At 62.5% G+C, this 16,144-nt stretch carries 15 protein-coding genes; 3 read left to right on the top strand and 12 right to left on the bottom strand.

Annotated elements, in window-relative coordinates; translation table 11 throughout:
* Positions 1–25: 25 nt before the first annotated feature.
* From CLU85_RS10140 to CLU85_RS10125, 4 genes are all read right to left on the bottom strand, one after another.
* Entirely contained in the window at positions 26–1,231 is a 1,206-nt protein-coding gene (locus CLU85_RS10140) for a phospholipase (RefSeq protein ID WP_100410156.1), read from the bottom strand.
* A 129-nt stretch (positions 1,232–1,360) separates the two neighbouring features.
* A complete protein-coding gene (locus CLU85_RS10135) occupies positions 1,361–2,467 on the bottom strand; it encodes an acyltransferase (protein ID WP_100410155.1) in 1,107 nt (368 codons plus the stop codon).
* 147 nt (positions 2,468–2,614) lie between these two features.
* A complete protein-coding gene (locus CLU85_RS10130) occupies positions 2,615–3,442 on the bottom strand; it encodes an HDOD domain-containing protein (protein ID WP_100410154.1) in 828 nt (275 codons plus the stop codon).
* Between the two features lie 84 nt (positions 3,443–3,526).
* A complete protein-coding gene (locus tag CLU85_RS10125) occupies positions 3,527–5,920 on the bottom strand; it encodes a Tex family protein (RefSeq protein WP_100410153.1) in 2,394 nt (797 codons plus the stop codon).
* Positions 5,921–6,415: 495 nt separating this feature from the next.
* Here CLU85_RS10125 and CLU85_RS10120 point away from each other — a divergent pair, with 495 nt between their 5' ends.
* From CLU85_RS10120 to CLU85_RS10110, 3 genes are all read left to right on the top strand, one after another.
* Positions 6,416–6,709, top strand: coding sequence for a DUF4148 domain-containing protein (locus tag CLU85_RS10120; protein ID WP_100410152.1), 294 nt, complete (start codon positions 6,416–6,418; stop codon positions 6,707–6,709).
* 368 nt (positions 6,710–7,077) lie between these two features.
* Positions 7,078–7,482, top strand: a complete 405-nt coding sequence (locus CLU85_RS10115) for a hypothetical protein (protein WP_100410151.1) — start codon at positions 7,078–7,080, stop codon at positions 7,480–7,482.
* Positions 7,483–7,528: 46 nt separating this feature from the next.
* Positions 7,529–8,602 (top strand): DUF72 domain-containing protein, encoded by a 1,074-nt coding sequence (locus tag CLU85_RS10110; protein WP_100410150.1) that lies wholly within the window; start codon positions 7,529–7,531, stop codon positions 8,600–8,602.
* Between the two features lie 16 nt (positions 8,603–8,618).
* Here CLU85_RS10110 and CLU85_RS10105 read toward each other — a convergent pair whose 3' ends face one another.
* The 8 genes from CLU85_RS10105 to CLU85_RS10070 form a co-directional block, all read right to left on the bottom strand.
* Positions 8,619–9,641, bottom strand: a complete 1,023-nt coding sequence (locus tag CLU85_RS10105) for a diguanylate cyclase (protein WP_100410149.1) — start codon at positions 9,639–9,641, stop codon at positions 8,619–8,621.
* 216 nt (positions 9,642–9,857) lie between these two features.
* Positions 9,858–10,451: a methylated-DNA--[protein]-cysteine S-methyltransferase gene (locus CLU85_RS10100; RefSeq protein ID WP_100410148.1), complete on the bottom strand. Its 594-nt coding sequence runs from the start codon at positions 10,449–10,451 to the stop codon at positions 9,858–9,860.
* A gap of 101 nt (positions 10,452–10,552) precedes the next feature.
* The gene (locus tag CLU85_RS10095; protein ID WP_100410147.1) at positions 10,553–11,458 is read right to left on the bottom strand and encodes an SDR family oxidoreductase; all 906 of its coding nucleotides are present in this window, start codon (positions 11,456–11,458) and stop codon (positions 10,553–10,555) included.
* Entirely contained in the window at positions 11,459–12,394 is a 936-nt protein-coding gene (locus CLU85_RS10090) for a glutathione S-transferase family protein (RefSeq protein ID WP_100410146.1), read from the bottom strand.
* Between the two features lie 30 nt (positions 12,395–12,424).
* Positions 12,425–14,110, bottom strand: coding sequence for an isovaleryl-CoA dehydrogenase (locus tag CLU85_RS10085; RefSeq protein WP_100410145.1), 1,686 nt, complete (start codon positions 14,108–14,110; stop codon positions 12,425–12,427).
* The gene (locus CLU85_RS10080; protein WP_100410144.1) at positions 14,107–14,559 is read right to left on the bottom strand and encodes a GNAT family N-acetyltransferase; all 453 of its coding nucleotides are present in this window, start codon (positions 14,557–14,559) and stop codon (positions 14,107–14,109) included. The genes CLU85_RS10085 and CLU85_RS10080 overlap by 4 nt, the downstream gene beginning before the upstream one ends.
* Positions 14,559–15,575, bottom strand: coding sequence for an NADP-dependent oxidoreductase (locus CLU85_RS10075; RefSeq protein ID WP_100410143.1), 1,017 nt, complete (start codon positions 15,573–15,575; stop codon positions 14,559–14,561). Before CLU85_RS10075 ends, CLU85_RS10080 begins: the two co-directional genes overlap by 1 nt.
* Before the next feature lie 95 nt (positions 15,576–15,670).
* Positions 15,671–16,102 (bottom strand): PaaI family thioesterase, encoded by a 432-nt coding sequence (locus CLU85_RS10070; RefSeq protein WP_100410142.1) that lies wholly within the window; start codon positions 16,100–16,102, stop codon positions 15,671–15,673.
* Positions 16,103–16,144: the final 42 nt, after the last annotated feature.

Raw genomic sequence — 16,144 nt, 5'->3', positions numbered from 1 at the left:
CCATCGCTTCAGGCGCCAGAGTCTCCTACAACGGTTGCAAAACACCCATGTCTGGCCGCTGCAGCCACTCAGCCCACTCGTCCACCAGTTGCTGGCTCGCTCGCGTGGCAGCGAGCCACGCCCGGGCGCGGGCACGGCTGTCCGTGCCATAGTGGGTGAAGTCTTTGCGGTCCGGCAGCTTGGCGTTGGGAAGCGTGCGCACCCAATCAGGGTTGGGGCAAAGCACCACCATGCTATCCAGCGCAGATGTGGAGCGGTGGCGCCACTTGAGGCCCTTGTCCAGCCAGCCGGGCACCACACTGTGCTGGAAATGGGGGTACAGAACGATACCGGAGGTGGCCGTGTCGGCACCTTCCAGCCCCCGTGCAGTCGACCCCATGTCTTTTTGGCCACCAGCGCTTATTCCGTCTTCACTTGTAGCTATCAACTTTGAAGCGCTATCCCCCTGCCTGCCATAGGCGAGGTGCAGGTGGTAATCGGTGATGCCACCGTCCCAATAGGCACCGGCCGGTGCACCGGGAATGTTATGCACCGCTTGCAGCACAAATGGAATGGAGCAACTCGCCTGTAGCGCCGGCATGAAATTAGCTGCACTCAGCCCCACCTGCCGCGTGCGGTAGTCCGAAGTGCCAAACGGCAAGGCTGCGCAGGCGGCACCTGGCACCGACGCATCGGGTGACGAGAACACCACCCGCTCCAGCCATGCCCCCATCGCCTTGCGGTGCACGGTGTTGGTCAGAAAAGCCCCCAGGTAACCCAGCGGCGTGGCCACACGATGCTCGCGCCCCAGCAGGTGGCGGCCACGCGATGTCACGATGTGCAGGTGAAACCGGGGGTGGCTCAGCACCTCATCCACCCGCCCACCATAAAAGGCTTGCAGGTTACGCCCAAAGCGCTCGCTCACATGCGCGGCCGTCGGGCGCTTCTTGCCCGGTGGCAATTCATAGTCCTGGTGGACGTAGTCGTGCTCCAGGCGCTCGAAGGCTGGCGCCGAGTCCCTCAGGCATGCCGTCGCCATGCGCCATGCGCCAATTGACGCACCTACCAGATGCACGGGCTGGTTAGAGCGCGCCAGCCAATCCCCAAAGATGAACCGGTCCAGCGGCCCCAGGATCAATCCCTTGGGCCCCCCTGCTGCTGCGGGAATGACACTCACGTCCCCGGGCTGCAGGCCATTGTGTTCAATATGTTCGCGGGCGCGGGGGCCGACGTGGATGCGCAGTGCTTTCATGCGCCCTATTGTCGCAAAGCCAGGGATCAATTAGATCGAGGTCCGCGTGCGGCAGCGAACAAATGCAAAACGATTTCAATAGTGCTTCTGAATACTTTATTTCAAAAATAATGAAAGAAATTCAATTATTTATTTATTCAGTAGCAGTTTTGCCTTATTTCGAATTGGCTTTTCAAAGAATTTTTCACTCAACAAAGCCAGTACAGCGGCAATGATCAAAATCAAAAAAACCAATCCCAATCGCGAACCCTGGGTCCACAAAACAGGGTCTGCCCAACCCATTTTTGGAAAAATCACCAACACCACGCCAAAAAAAACTACGGGGTGAATGAGATACAAGCCATAGGTGGCATCTCCCAAAAATTCAGCAGTTTTTGCAAACTTATTCTGAAGCTTCATTCCGCCAATGATCCAGACAAGAAAAAAACACACACAAAAACCAGCAACACCACGCACACCCAGCAATTCGTCTCCTGCCTTCTCAGGACTCAAAGCTGCAATGGCAAAAAACCCACACGCAACCAATAGTCCGATCACACGATTAGATAACAAAGGCTCTGTCTCCTTGTATCGCAGGTAGCCCAAAAAACAGCCGCCAAAAAAATAGGCAACAAAAGCCTGCGGCTGATGAAGTGCAACAATATTATCTTGATAGCCTCCCGGAGAACCGATCTTTTCCGTTATCCACCAAAACTGAATTAAAACCGAAAGAAAAAAAGCCAAGAAAAACCAATTATTTCTCAAAACCCAAAAACCCAGAAGAGGAAATAGCAAGTAATAAATCGCCTCGATCCCCAGCGACCATCCGCCAACCAGCATTGAGTTGGCGGCAGGATCGAAAAATCCAAATATGAAAAATCCATTCAAAAGAAATTTTTTTAAGAGCGCTAGAGTGGGGCCCTCCTTAACAATCTTCCAAGGTAGCACCAGCAGCATCAAAACAACATAAAGTGGTGCTAAACGAAGGTATCGCATCAGAAGGAATTTTTTAAAATCAAAACCCTTTCTTTCCAATTGCGTGCCATAGGTATACATCAAGCTAGCGCCAGACAGCACAAAAAAAAGATAGACACCATAACTACCGACTGCGTGGAAATGCCCTATTTCCAGCCACATCAACAAGTGATAGCCACCAACCGCCAACGCACACAAACCACGAAGAAGGTCCCAGCCCAAAATTCTATTCGTCATTTTTGAAATTTTTTCCACTAAAACCGCGCAAATTTCAAAATTCATGCAGAAAGCATCCAATATTCAAACATATTCTAAATAAGAAAAATATGGGAATAAAAGCATGCCTAAAACCACAAACCCACCAGCGAATGAAACATCCGAAATGGGTGATCAAAATGCATGGCATTTTGCCGATGCAACACCCGAAATTCAGACCACGAAATCCGCCGCCTCAGGCCGAGCGGTCCAGTCAATCGGGTCCTGTTGCAGCACCATGTCGATATCAAGCCCCAAGGTCAGGCCTACTTCACCAGGGAAGGACACCGCCAGCTCTTTCTCGCTCAATTCGGCCTCGCGGGCGCGGGCACGCCATGCAGCCAGGTGGATGACCCCTGCCAGTGGTTCGTAGGCCTTGTTGTCAAATGGCGCGCTCTGGTGCTGCAAGGCGTCAATCACCACCTCAGGCAATTGCCACCGGCGGGCGCAGCCTGCGGTGACATGGCCGTAGCTGAAGCCAAAGATACGCTGCTCAATCTTGTCGCGGCGCAAATCAAACGGTGCCACCAGGGTGTTCACCGACTGGGCCTTTTCCGGGTCTGCCAGGTGAATCACCAGCTCGCCCAAGGCGTGGAGCAAACCTGCGGTGTAGGCCGCGATCTGGTTCTGATGGACGATGCCCGCCAGTGATCGGGCGAGCTTGGCGGTGTTCAGGCTGTAGCGCCAAAACTGCTGCATGTTCACCCCTGGCACGGACCGCGACGTGGTACCCAGCGGCGCCGTAGTGACCAGCGTGCGCAGCTGCGCCGTGCCCAGCAATGCCAGCGCCTCGGGGATACCCGCTATCTGGCGCGGCAGCTGAAAGGTCGCGGAGTTGGCCAGCTCCAGCAACCGGGCCGCCAATGCCGGGTCGGTGCCAAACAGCTGGTTCAAGCGGCGCAGGCTGGGCTCATTGTGGGCCAGCTCGCTCATCAGCAACGCCACAGCGCGCGGAAGACTGGGCAGCGCCACAGGTTGGGCCAGCAGTGCGTTCAACTCCATGGGGTGGTGTGCCGGGGTTGGTTCAGGTGCTGACGATTATGGCCCCCGGGAAGCCTGATCGGCTACCCCGGAGGACCCCAGTCGCTATCGGCCTTTGACCTGTTGCAACTTTGCAAACGCAGACGCCATGGCCGACTGCTGTGCGGGCTCTGAGGCCCGACGCTGCGGTTGCGAATGCCCCCGGCCGGGGCCTTCGAAGCGGTTGTCGCGCGGCGCGCCCCGGTCGCCACCTTGGCGCGGCGGCGCGTCGCCCAGCTTCATCGACAGGCCGATGCGCTTGCGCTCCACGTCCACTTCCATGACCTTGACCTTGACGATGTCGCCGGTCTTGACCACTTCGCGCGCGTCGTTCACGAACTTGTGGGCCAGCTGGCTCACATGCACCAGGCCGTCCTGGTGCACGCCCAGGTCGATGAAGGCGCCGAACTGGGCCACGTTGCTCACCGTGCCCTCCAGAATCATGCCTTCCTTCAGGTCCTTGATGTCTTCCACACCGTCGTTGAAGCGCGCCACCTTGAAGTCGGGGCGCGGGTCGCGGCCGGGCTTTTCCAGCTCGGTGAGGATGTCCTTGACGGTGATGACGCCGAATTTGTCGTTGGCAAACAGCTCGGGCTTGAGGGTCTTGAGCATGTCGGCGCGGCCCATGATCTCGGCCACGGGTTTGCCGGTGGTTTGCATGATCTGCTCGACCACGGGGTAGGTCTCGGGGTGCACGCCGGTCATGTCCAGCGGGTTGTCGCCGCCACGGATGCGCAAGAAGCCCGCGCTCTGCTCAAAGGTCTTGGCGCCCAGGCCCGCCACATCCATCAGTTGCTTGCGGCTTTTGAACGCGCCATTGGCCTCGCGCCAGCGCACCACGGCCTTGGCCACGCTGCCCGACAGGCCCGACACGCGGCTCAAAAGCGGCACGCTGGCCGTGTTCAGGTCCACGCCCACCGAGTTCACGCAGTCTTCTACTACCGTGCCCAACGTGCGGGCCAGTTCGCTCTGGTTCACGTCATGCTGGTACTGGCCCACGCCGATGCTCTTGGGGTCGATCTTGACCAGCTCGGCCAGCGGGTCTTGCAGGCGGCGGGCAATGGATGCGGCGCCGCGCAGGCTCACATCCACATCGGGCATCTCTTGGGATGCGTATTCGCTGGCACTGTAGACGGAGGCACCCGCCTCACTCACCACTACCTTTTCGATAGCTGCTCGTGCTTTTCCTGTCTGCGCTACAGGCACTTTTTCCATTAACTTGATCAGCTCGGCGGCCAGCTTGTCGGTTTCGCGGCTGGCGGTGCCGTTGCCAATGGCGATCAGGTTCACGCCATGTTTTTCGGCCAGCTTGCCCAGCGTGTGCAGCGAGCCTTCCCAGTCGCGGCGCGGCTCGTGCGGGTAGACAGTGGCGGTTTCCACCAGCTTGCCGGTAGCATCCACCACAGCCACCTTCACGCCCGTGCGGATGCCGGGGTCCAGCCCCATCACCACGCGCGGACCGGCGGGGGCGGCCAGCAGCAGGTCGCGCAGGTTGTCGGCAAACACCTTGATGGCGACCTTTTCGGCATCGTCGCGCAGGCGGGCAAACAGGTCGCGCTCGGTCGACAGGCTCAGCTTCACGCGCCAGGTCCAGGCCACGCTTTTGCGGATCAGGTCATCGGCCGGGCGGCTGGCATGGCTCCAGCCCAAGTGCAGGGCGATCTTGCCCTCGGCCAGGCTCGGTTTGCCGGGTTCAGGTTCGACAGGCAACACCAGCTTGGCTTCGAGAATTTCGAGGCCACGGCCCCGGAACACCGCCAGCGCGCGGTGCGAGGGCACGCGGCCGATGGGCTCGTCGTATTCGAAGTAGTCGCGGAACTTGGAGACCTCGGGGTCGTTCTCGTTCTTGCCATCGACCTTCTTGCTGCGCAGAAGCCCTTCCGTCCACAGCCACTCGCGCAGGCTTTGCACCAGCACGGCATCTTCGGCCCAGCGCTCGCTCAGAATGTCGCGCACGCCGTCCAGCACCGCAGGCACGGTCGAAAAGTCAGCGCCTGTTTTGCCATCGTCCAGCACTTCGGCAGGCTTGGTGAAGGCTGCGGCCTCCACGGCTGGGTCGAGCGTGGGGTCGGCAAACAGCTTGTCGGCCAGCGGCTCGATACCAAACTCGCGTGCCATCTGGCCCTTGGTGCGACGCTTTTGCTTGAACGGCAGGTAGATGTCTTCCAGCTCTTGCTTGGTGGGCGCGGCGGCAATGGCAGCCCGCAGGACGTCGGTCAGCTTGCCCTGCTCGTCAATGCTTTTCAGCACGGTAGCGCGGCGGTCGTCCAGCTCGCGCAGGTACGACAGGCGGGCCTCCAGCTCGCGCAGCTGGATATCGTCCAGCCCGTTGGTGACTTCCTTGCGGTAGCGGGCGATGAAGGGCACCGTGGCGCCGCCGTCCAGCAGCTCTACCGCTGCGCGCACCTGCTGTTCACTGACCCTGATTTCTGCGGCCAACTGCCGAATGATCTGCTGCATGTGTGGGCAAACTCTCTGAGACTCAATCAAACGAAAGAAAAGCGAAGCGCGCGAGTTTGCCACAGGCGGTTTGGGCCCCCACGGTGTGATCGTGGTCGCCCATGTGGAAGACCCGTCCACGGCCCTGGGTGGCCGGCGCTCTAATGGGCGGTGTAAGGCGCCTACTGGCTGGACGCATTCAGAAACAGAACGGCGAAGGAGCGCTGCAGTTTGCGCCCCAGGAGATTGACCATGCCCACGTGAGAGCGGCGGCCCAGCCCCGCCAGAAAAGACAGGTCGCAGCCCGAAGCGAAAACTGTGCAGAAGTTGCGGACTGATTGTTCTCAATACTGGAACAGTTAGTTCGTGACCCGGTGGTTTTTCGCTGAACACCATCGGCGTACAGTTCAACCCATCGATGAGCCGAACCCGCAAGGCGACTCACCGAACCCGGTTCAGGAATGGTTTTTGACCCGGCTTTTTTGAGACGCTTTTTTTGCTTTTAAGGATTTCATCATGAACAACACCGCACGTTTCCTCTCTATCGCCGCTGTGGCCGCTTTCGCTTCTTTTGGCGCACAAGCCGACGAAGCCGATGCTTCGCAATTTGCCACCAAGTTTGAAACCAGCCGCACCCGCGCTGAAGTGGCTGCTGAAGCCGCTACCGTGGCACAGACCCGTTCCATCGAGCCAGCAGGTTCGCGCGTGGTGACTTACAAGTCCACGGCTGACCGCGCTGCGGTGCGTGCCCAGGCGGCAGAAGCTCTGCGCACCGGCCAGATCCCTTCGGGCGAATTCAGCGCCATGTAATCGATTGAAGGATTGACGCAGTTGCGGGACTTCCCATGGTGGCGGCACTTCGCGCGGTGCGGGTGCTGCTGCCATGGGAGGTGTTTTGAACCAATCCGCACTGGCCAAGCAAACTGGGCTCCCGTTGGGAGCCCTTTTTGTTGGTGATTTTTTAGCGGTTCCACATTCGCCATGCGCTCGTGGGCCACGACCCATTTGCACATTGGCCAGCGCAGAGCGCCATTTGCATGCCGATGGCGCCTGCAACTGCACCCACACGCCGCAGAACCGCACCCATCGCCGGCTCCTTTGCGCGCCGGGTACTTGCGCAGCAAGGCCCGCCATTCCCTAAAATGCGCGGACCCTTGCCCTGTCGGCCCACACGCTCCATGCCCTCCCCACCCTTCCCGATCCGCACAGAATGCCCTCCTGGCACCTGCGTGTGCGAGCGGGATGCACTGCTTCAGGCACCGAGCGGGGACATGCGCATTCTTCAGCTGACCCGAGCGGAAGAAAAGAAAATGCTAGATCGGCTGGAGAACCTGGATAGCCTGGGCGACCTCCGCAAGATGCAGGAGCGCATGCAACAGCAATTGGGCATTCGGCTGGCCATCACACAAAGCCCCCATGAAGTGCGCAGCCTGCGCGGCATTGCCATTCTGGTGCTGGAGCAACCGGGCTTGTGCCGAAAAACGCGGCAGGCCATTCCCGCAGCCATCAAAAAGAGCATGGATGCGCGGCCCCAGATTACCTACGACCTGCTGGACGAGGGTGGGCTGTTTGCGGACATGTAGCCGTTGCAGGCAAAGCCATACGGCTGTCCTCCACTGACACCCCCATATGCAAGACGATCTGTTTGGCGATGCCGCGCCCAAGCCCGGTCCCACGACGTCTGTGGCCGCAGAGCGCTGCGCCGAAGCCCCAGCCCCCTCGGTGCGGCGCGCACGGTCTGGCCAGGTGGCGGCCTGCGCGCCGGACGACGCTCTTCAATCCTTGGCCACCGCCTTGCCCGAGCGGCTGCGGCTGGGCACCTCGTCGTGGACCTACCCCGGATGGAAGGGACTGGTGTGGGAAGGCGAGCACTCCGATGCGCAACTCTCCAAACAGGGGCTGGCCGTGTATGCCCAGCACCCACTGATGCGCACTGTCAGCATCGACCGCAGCTTTTACCGGCCCCTGACCGCGAGCCAGTACGAGCGTTATGCGTCGCAAGTGCCCGACGACTTTCGTTTTGTGGTGAAGGCGCCCAGCGTGGTGACCGATGCCCTGGTGCGCAGCGAAGACGGCCGGGGCCGTGAGCCCAACGCGGCGTTTTTGAGCCCGGAGCTGGCCCGCAGCGAATGTGTGGAACCCGCTCTGCAGGGACTGGGGCACAAGCTGGGTGCGCTGGTGTTCCAGCTCAGTCCCCTGCCCCTGGCGCAGCTCGATCGCATGCCGGCCCTGTTGGCACGCCTGCGCGCCATGCTGCTGGCCCTGCCCTCGCTGGCCCCATTGGCGCCAGACGGCGTGATCGCCGTGGAAGTGCGTGACCCCGAATGGCTGACCCCCGACTTTGCCGCCGTGCTGCGCGAAGCCGGTGCCACGTACTGCCTGGGCCTGCACGCCAAAATGCCGCCGCTCAAGGACCAGTTGCCGATTCTGCGCGCACTGTGGCCCAGCCCGCTGGTGTGCCGCTGGAACCTGAACCCCGTGCATGGTCCCTACGGCTACGAAGAGGCCGAACGGCTCTACACCCCCTATGACCGGCTGCACCACCCGGACCGGGAGACGCGGGCGGCGCTGGCGGCAGTGATTGCGGGCGTCACGGGCCGAGGGCAGAACGCGCTGGTGACCATCAGCAACCATGCCGAGGGCTGCGCGCCGCTGACGGTGCGGGGCGTCGCGCAAGAAGTCGCAAAGCAGCAGGCCGGCTAGGGCCCCACTGCCCGCTTCAGTCCGGCGCCCGATCGATGCGGTTGCGGCCGCCCTGTTTGGCGCGGTACATCGCGCGATCGGCGCGCCGCACCAGTTCTTGGGCCAACTGGTCGCGTTGCGGCACCATGGTGGCCACACCGAAACTCACGGTCACGATGCCGAACGGCGCGCCTTCGTGAGGCAGGGCCAGCGCATGGATGGCCTGCTGGATGTGTGTGGCCATGTCCATGGCAGCGCGGGCATCGGCACCAGGCAGCAGCACGACAAACTCTTCGCCGCCAAACCGGGACACCAGGTCACCGTCGCGGTGCCCGCCCGTTTGCGCCAGGGTCAGGGCCAACGACTTCAGGCAGGCATCGCCCGCCAAGTGGCCGTAGTGGTCGTTGAAGTGCTTGAACACGTCCACGTCCAGCATGATCAGGGACAGCGGGGCGTTGGCCCGCTGGGCGCGCGCCCATTCGTGGGCCAGGGCCTCATCAAAGAAGCGGCGGTTGGGAATACCCGTCAGGCCATCGGTATTGCTGAGCAGCTGCAACTGGTGGTTGGCCTGGGCCAGCGCCTGGGTGCGCTCGTCCACCATCTCCTGCAACTCATGGTTGCGCTGTTGCAACCGGCTGACGGGGTACACCTCACCGTCCCGGGCAAGTCCATAGGGGATGGAAATACTGCTGTGCGCAATTTTCCAGTCATCACCCTCTTGCCGAAAAATGACCACGAGGCGGGCGATTTCGCGGGAAAACAGCGGATCGGGGCTGGGCAGATGGATATGGAAGAACGCGGTGACAGCCAGCACATCCGCGCCCAGCTCCTGCGGAAAAAGATCCAGCACCTCGATGCGAATGCGCTCAGGCACCTGGGCAAAGTCCAAGAGCGTCACCTCCAGCCAATCGCTGCGGTTCTTGATCAGCTTGTCGCTGCTGCCCGCAAAACCGCTGAAGTTCTCGCTGAAGCGGTCCACCAGCCGGGCATCGCGCGCCGAGTACATCGCGATGTACTCGTCAAACAACATGCGGGCCAGCCGTTGGCGTTCAGGTGACATGGGGGACTTCCTCCTGGGGCTGGGATCGGGATGATGGTGCGGCAGACAAACAACGCCGAAGAGGATGCTGGCGTCGCCAGCCCGGCAGGGGCGCGCACTGCACAAAAAGCAGGCGCCTCAATGAATGTAGCACTCCGTAACATTCTTGTGCAGCCTGCGGCAGGGCGCAGTGTGCAGTGGGTGGCCGGTGCCCCTCACCGCTGTCGCGGAGGGGCCTTAGTCCGCCTCACCAAACAGCGACCGGGTTCCCCCCAGCCATGCGCCTTCGATTTGCAGCATGCGCATCTTGGTCAGCGCGCCACCGCCGGCCGAGAAACCACCGGGCTTGTCGCCCGCTGCCAACACCCGGTGGCAGGGCACCACGGGCGCAAATGGGTTCAGCCCCAGCGCCTGCCCAACCGCCCGCGAAAGGCCCTTGCCACCCAACAGCTCCGCCACCTCACCGTAGGTACGCGTTTGGCCCGGCGGGATGTCACGGGCAACGGCATACACCTGCTGGTGAAATGCCGAGATGCGCGACATATCGAGCGGCAGCTCCTGCAAGTCCAGCGGCTGCCCAGCCAGCAAGGCCTGTATGCCTGCGATGGCATGGCACACCAGGGCGGATGGCATAGCCTGCCCATACGTGCCCGGCGCCAGCCCCCGCAGCAGGCGCGCCTGCGTGGCCTGTGCATTGGCCTCAGGCAGTTGCACCGCCACGATGCCGCCCGGCCCCCACGCAATGCCGCAGGTGCCAAGCGCGGTGGCGAACAGGGTGTGGCCGCATGCGGTCTCCTGCGCGTCCGTTCCTATGGGGGGCTGCAAGGACATATGCTATCTTTTTAATAGCTATCAGCGCTTGATTTACCTGCGCTTTCGGCTATTTTTTTGCCCATTGATGCCGCCAACTGTTCGGAACACGCCAGCGTGGCTCAGTCGGCCCGCAGCGCTGCGCGCAGCTGCGCGCCCACCTCGGGCTTGGCAGCAAAAGGGTCGGTGGGGTTGCGGCCCAGCATCACGTCTTCCATGCGCGTCTGCACCGAGGCCAGCGCCTTGGGGTGGCTGTAGACATAGAACTGGCCCTGCGCGGCTGCATCGAACACTTTTTGCGCCACCTCGGCCGCCGTGACCTTGCCGCTGCCCACCGCCTTGTCGCTCATGGCCTGCCCGATGAGCTGGCTCTTGGTGGGCTTGTCGGCAGGCAGCTCCCCCGGACGGTTGCGGTGGCTCTGGCTGATGCCGGTGGGCACAAAGAAGGGGCACAACACGCTGGCACTGACCTGGTCAGTGACGAGCGATAGATCCTGGTACAGCGTCTCCGACAGGCTCACCACCGCATGCTTGCTCACGTTGTAAATGCCCATGTTGGGCGCATCAAGCAGGCCCGCCATGCTGGCCGTGTTGACGATGTGGCCGCGCCAGGCAGGGTCTGCCTTGGCTGCTGCCAGCATCATGGGGGTGAACAGGCGCACGCCATGCACCACACCCCACAGGTTCACGCCCAGCACCCATTCCCAGTCCTTGACCGAGTTCTCCCACACCAGGCCGCCCGCGCCCACGCCCGCGTTGTTGAACACGAGGTGCGGGGCGCCAAAGCGCTGCTCCACATCCACGGCCAGCTGTTCCATCTGCGCGGCATTCGATACATCGACCTTGCGGGCCAGCACCTGGCAGCCTGCGGACTGCATCTCGGCCGCTGCAGCATCGAGCGCGTCCTGTTGCACGTCCACCAGCACCAGGTTCATGCCCAGGCGGGCTCCAATCCGGGCGCATTCGAGGCCAAAGCCCGAGCCCGCACCGGTGAGAACGGCCGTTTTGCCGTTGAAGTTGTCGATCATTTAAGTCTCCAGCTTTCGCAATGTGTAGCCAATCCGGGGGAAATGCACATGCACCGTACCTGCACGCGGGTCGGTGCGGCGCAGGGTGTAGCGGGTACGGGTCGCCGCAATCAATTCGCCCTCCGTGGGTTCGGTGCCAAAACTCTCGGCGGAAATCGCCACCGAGGTTCCCAGGGGAATGCCATGCTCGTCCTGGAACAGGTCGTCGGCCAGTGGCAGCGGGTCCAGCCCGGCAGCCACGGTGATGGCGTCTTCGGCTTTGAACTTCTCCATGCGGCCGTGACCCAGGCCCGCCACACGGTCCATCCACTCCAGCACGGCCGGGGTAGCAGCAAAAATATCGGCCATGACCGGAACACACTGGCGCGTGAACCACAGCGGGTGGTACGCCGCAAAGTCGGCCAGGCTGGGCTCGGCGCCAAACAGAAAGTCGTGCTCTTCGGCCATGTGCGCAATGCGGCGCAGGTACGAGCGGTAGGCCGCCGTGGCATCGGCCGGGCGCAGGCGCTGCATGCCTGCGCTCATCTCCCGGCGGTCCTCGCCAAAGGCCTGGGCTGCGGCAGGCGGCAGGTTGGCAAACATGGCCGATGCGCCCTTGGGCTGCAAGTTGTACGCCATGGCGGCCCAGAACAGCGTGGTGTCGGCCCACTGCGCAAACACGCGCGCCACGCCTTTGAGGTGGGGCGGGTACAGCACGGGCTCGGGCTGTTCGTGCTCCAACACATCGCAGATCAGGGCCGAGTCGCAATAGATGTCAGCGCCAATCTGCAGAAACGGTGTCTTGCGGTAGCCACCGGTCAGGGCCACCACGTCCGGTTTGGGCATGATGCTGGGGATAACAACCGACTTCCAAGCCAGTTGCTTGAAGCCCAGCACTGCCCGGATCTTTTCGGAGAACGGCGACGAGGGGTAGTGGTGCAGGATGAGGTGGGACATGGGGGTTCTCCACAAAAAATGTGAGGATGGTCAGGTTGGCAGAGCGCGGGCCAGCAGCGCATCCAGATCAGCGCCAGTGCCCAGCGTGCCGAAGCTGTAGCCCCAGTCACCGCCCAGGCGTGAATCGCAGAAGGCGCCGAAGACGCTGGCAGGTGCGCTGCGGACCAGCAGCGCAGCCTGCACGGCCAGGGCCACGTCCTGCGCCAGGCGGCGGGCTTCGGCCTCAGTGGTCATGGCGTCCACACGCAGCGGCAGCGCACTGGCCATGCGGTCCAGCGCGGGGTGGGCGCCGCGTACCGGGGCCAGTTCATCGGCCAGGGCAGCGGCCGTGTCGGCACGGCGCACGGCGCGCAGCAAATCCAGCGCCATGATGTTGCCCGCGCCTTCCCAGATGGAGTTGAGCGGCATCTCGCGATAGATGCGGGCCATCACGCCTTCGCCGCCCTCCTCCACGTAGCCATTGCCGCCCAGGCACTCCATGGCCTCTTGCGCAAACACGCTGCCGCGCTTGCACACCCAGAACTTGGCCACGGGCGTCAACAAACGGGCCATCACGGCCTCGTGTTCGCTTTGGTCTTTATGGTCAAAAGCGTTGGCGAGCCTTATCGATAAAGCGGTAGCCGCTTCACTTTCAAGAGCAAGGTCGGCCAGTACGTTGCGCATGAGCGGCTGGTCGATGAGCTTTTTGCCAAAGGCGGCACGCTGGCGCGTGTGGTGCAGCGCAATGCTGAGCGCCTGGCGCATGAGGCCGCTGGTGCCCAAGGCGCAATCGAGCCGCGTCATAGTGCCCATCTCCAGGATCTGGGCCACGCCGCGCCCCTCCTCCCCCACGCGCCACGCGATGGCGTCGATGAACTCGACTTCGGAACTGGCGTTGGCGTGGTTGCCCAGCTTGTCCTTGAGGCGCTGGATGCGGATGTTGTTGACCGATCCATCGGCCCCGCCCGGCACAACACGCGGCAGGAAGAAACAGGTGAGCCCACCCGGCGCCTGCGCCAGGATCAGGAACGCATCGCACATGGGCGCCGAGAAAAACCATTTGTGGCCGGTGATGCGGTAGCGCGGGCCCCAGGCGTCTTCGCCATCAGCCACCGCTTGCGTGGTGTTGGCCCGCACGTCCGATCCGCCCTGCTTCTCCGTCATGCCCATGCCCATGGTGAGCGCGGATTTCTGCGAGAACAGCGCCAGGCGTGGGTCGTATTGCGTGCTGGCCAGGCCCGCACTCCAGTCGGCCCACACGGCAGGGTTGCCGCCTGCACTACGCAGAGCCGGGGTGACGGCGTAGCTCATCGACACCGGGCACAGCACCGAGGGCTCGGCCTCGGTGAACATCATGAAGCCCGCAGCGCGCTCGGTGTGCGCATGGGCGGTGTCCGTGCGCGACCAGGGCGTGGCATGCAGCCCATGGCGCAGCGCGGCACCTATCAGCGCGTGGTAGCTGGGGTGGAACTCCACCACATCGGTGCGGTGGCCAAAGCGGTCGTGCGTGCGCAGCTGGGGCTTGTGCGTGTTGGCCAGGCGCGCATGGGTCTGCATCTCGGCCGACCCCATCTCGGCCCCCAGTGCCGTCAGGCCCGCCAAAGGCAGGTCCGGCGCATGCAGGCGCAGCGCGTCCTGCAAAGGCAGGTTGGTGGTGAACAGGTTCACATCGGCCCAGGGTGTGCTCTGGTTGAACACGTCATGGGTGTGTGCAAGGCGGGCGGTTGCAGCGGTCATGGGGCGCTCCACAACATTTCGATGTGCGGGATGTCATCTTCCAGGTATTCGTCCGACACCGGCACAAAACCCAGGCTGCCGTAAAAACGCTGCAGGTGCGCCTGGGCGCTGATGCGCACGCTGCGGCCGGGCCACGCCTGCTGGCAACGCGCCATGCCCTCGACCATGAGCGCGCGGCCGGAGCCGTTGCCACGCGCTTCCTTGGCGGTGACCACACGGCCGATGGAGGGCTCGGGGTAGTTCACGCCTGGGTCCACCACGCGCAGGCTGGCCATCAAAGCGCCCGCATCGTCATAACCCAGCAGGTGCCACGATTGTTTGTCGGCACCATCCGGGTCCTGGTAGGGGCCCTGCTCCAGGATGAAGACCTTGCAGCGCAGCGCGAGCGTGTCGTGCAGCGCGTGCACGCCCAGGTCGTCAAAGCGGTCCCACACCCAGCGCATGGCCATCAGATCAGTTTGACAAGTTGCTTGCCGAAATTCTTGCCTTTGAGCAGGCCCAGGAAAGCCTCGGGTGCCGCGGCGATGCCTTCGGCCACCGTCTCGCGCGGGCGCAATTTACCCGTGCCTACCAGCATGCCCAGTTCCTTGAGCGCCTCGGGCCACACTTCCATGTGTTCGCTGACGATGAAGCCTTCGATCTTCATGCGGTTGATGAGGATGAGCGCCGGGTTCTGCAGCGGCAGGGGCTGTCCGTCGTAGCCCGCGATCATTCCGCACACCGCAATGCGCGCAAAGGCGTTGGAGCGCAGCAGCACGGCGTCCAGGATGTAGCCGCCCACGTTTTCGAAATAGCCATCAATGCCGTTCGGGCAGGCTTCCTTCAGCGCCTTGGACATGGACCGCAGATCGCCATGCTCGCGGTGGTCAATGCACGCGTCAAAGCCCAATTCCTCGACCGCGTATTTGCATTTGTCCGGGCCGCCGGCGATACCCACCACGCGGCAGCCGCGGGCCTTGGCCAGGGCAGCAAACGCGCTGCCCACGGCGCCGGTGGCAGCGCTCACCACCACGGTCTCGCCCTCCTTGGGCGCAATGATCTTCACCAGGCCGTACCAGGCGGTCACGCCGGGCATGCCCACGGCGCCCAGGTAGTGCGACAGGGGCACGTGGGTGGTGTCCACCTTGCGCAGTGCGCCCACGGCGTTGCCGTCAATCACGCTGAATTCCTGCCAGCCGCCCATACCCACCACCTTGTCGCCCACGGCGTACTTGGGGTGTTTGCTGTCGGCCACCTCGCCCACGGTGCCGCCAATCATGACTTCGCCCAGGCCTTGCGACGCGGCGTAGCTCTTGCTCTCGTTCATGCGGCCGCGCATGTAGGGGTCCAGGCTCAGGAAGTGGTGGCGCACCAGCACCTCGCCATCCTTGAGCGCAGGCGTGTCCACCGCCACCAGCTTGAAGTTGCTGGCCACGGCTTCGCCCTGGGGGCGGTTGTCGAGAACGATTTGTTGGTTGCGTGGCATGCGAGGCTCCTTCAGAAGGTCTGTCACTATTAATTAAATAGCTACCAGCGCTTATGGATAAAGCGCTAGAGGCCAATATGGTCTAAAAATGGCGCTCAATCGGTGGAAATGACCTTGAGGTCATTCACATTGCGCCCGTCAACGGGCAGGCGCCGCACGTACTTGAACGTGCCCGTGGCGTGGCTGCAAACCTTGCCTTGCGCGTCGTATACCGTGCCTTCGGTAAAAGCCATGGTGGCGGTGCGATGGATGAGCCGCCCCTTGGCCACCAGCGGCCCGCGTGCGGGCTGCATGAAGCTGGTTTTCATCTCGATGGTGACCACCCCCATATCGGGTGTCACGCTGCGCGCCGCCGTGGCCATGGTCACATCCAGCAGCGTCATCGACGCGCCGCCGTGGGTCACTTCAAAGGAATTCAAGTGCTCGGGCTTTGCCTCATAGCGCAACTCAGACTCGCCGCCTTCCATGCGGTGCAGCGTGAAACCGAGGTGGCTGACAAAGGGGATTTCAACGCCAAATTTCAGCAAGGGCAACTCCGGTAGTTAGAACAAAAAGGCGAGCATAGCGAA

This window comes from Acidovorax sp. 69 (assembly GCF_002797445.1).
Taxonomy (GTDB): Bacteria; Pseudomonadota; Gammaproteobacteria; order Burkholderiales; family Burkholderiaceae_C; genus Acidovorax.
Note: the sequence above shows the minus strand (reverse complement) of the source record. Positions and strands in the feature narration are given on the sequence as shown.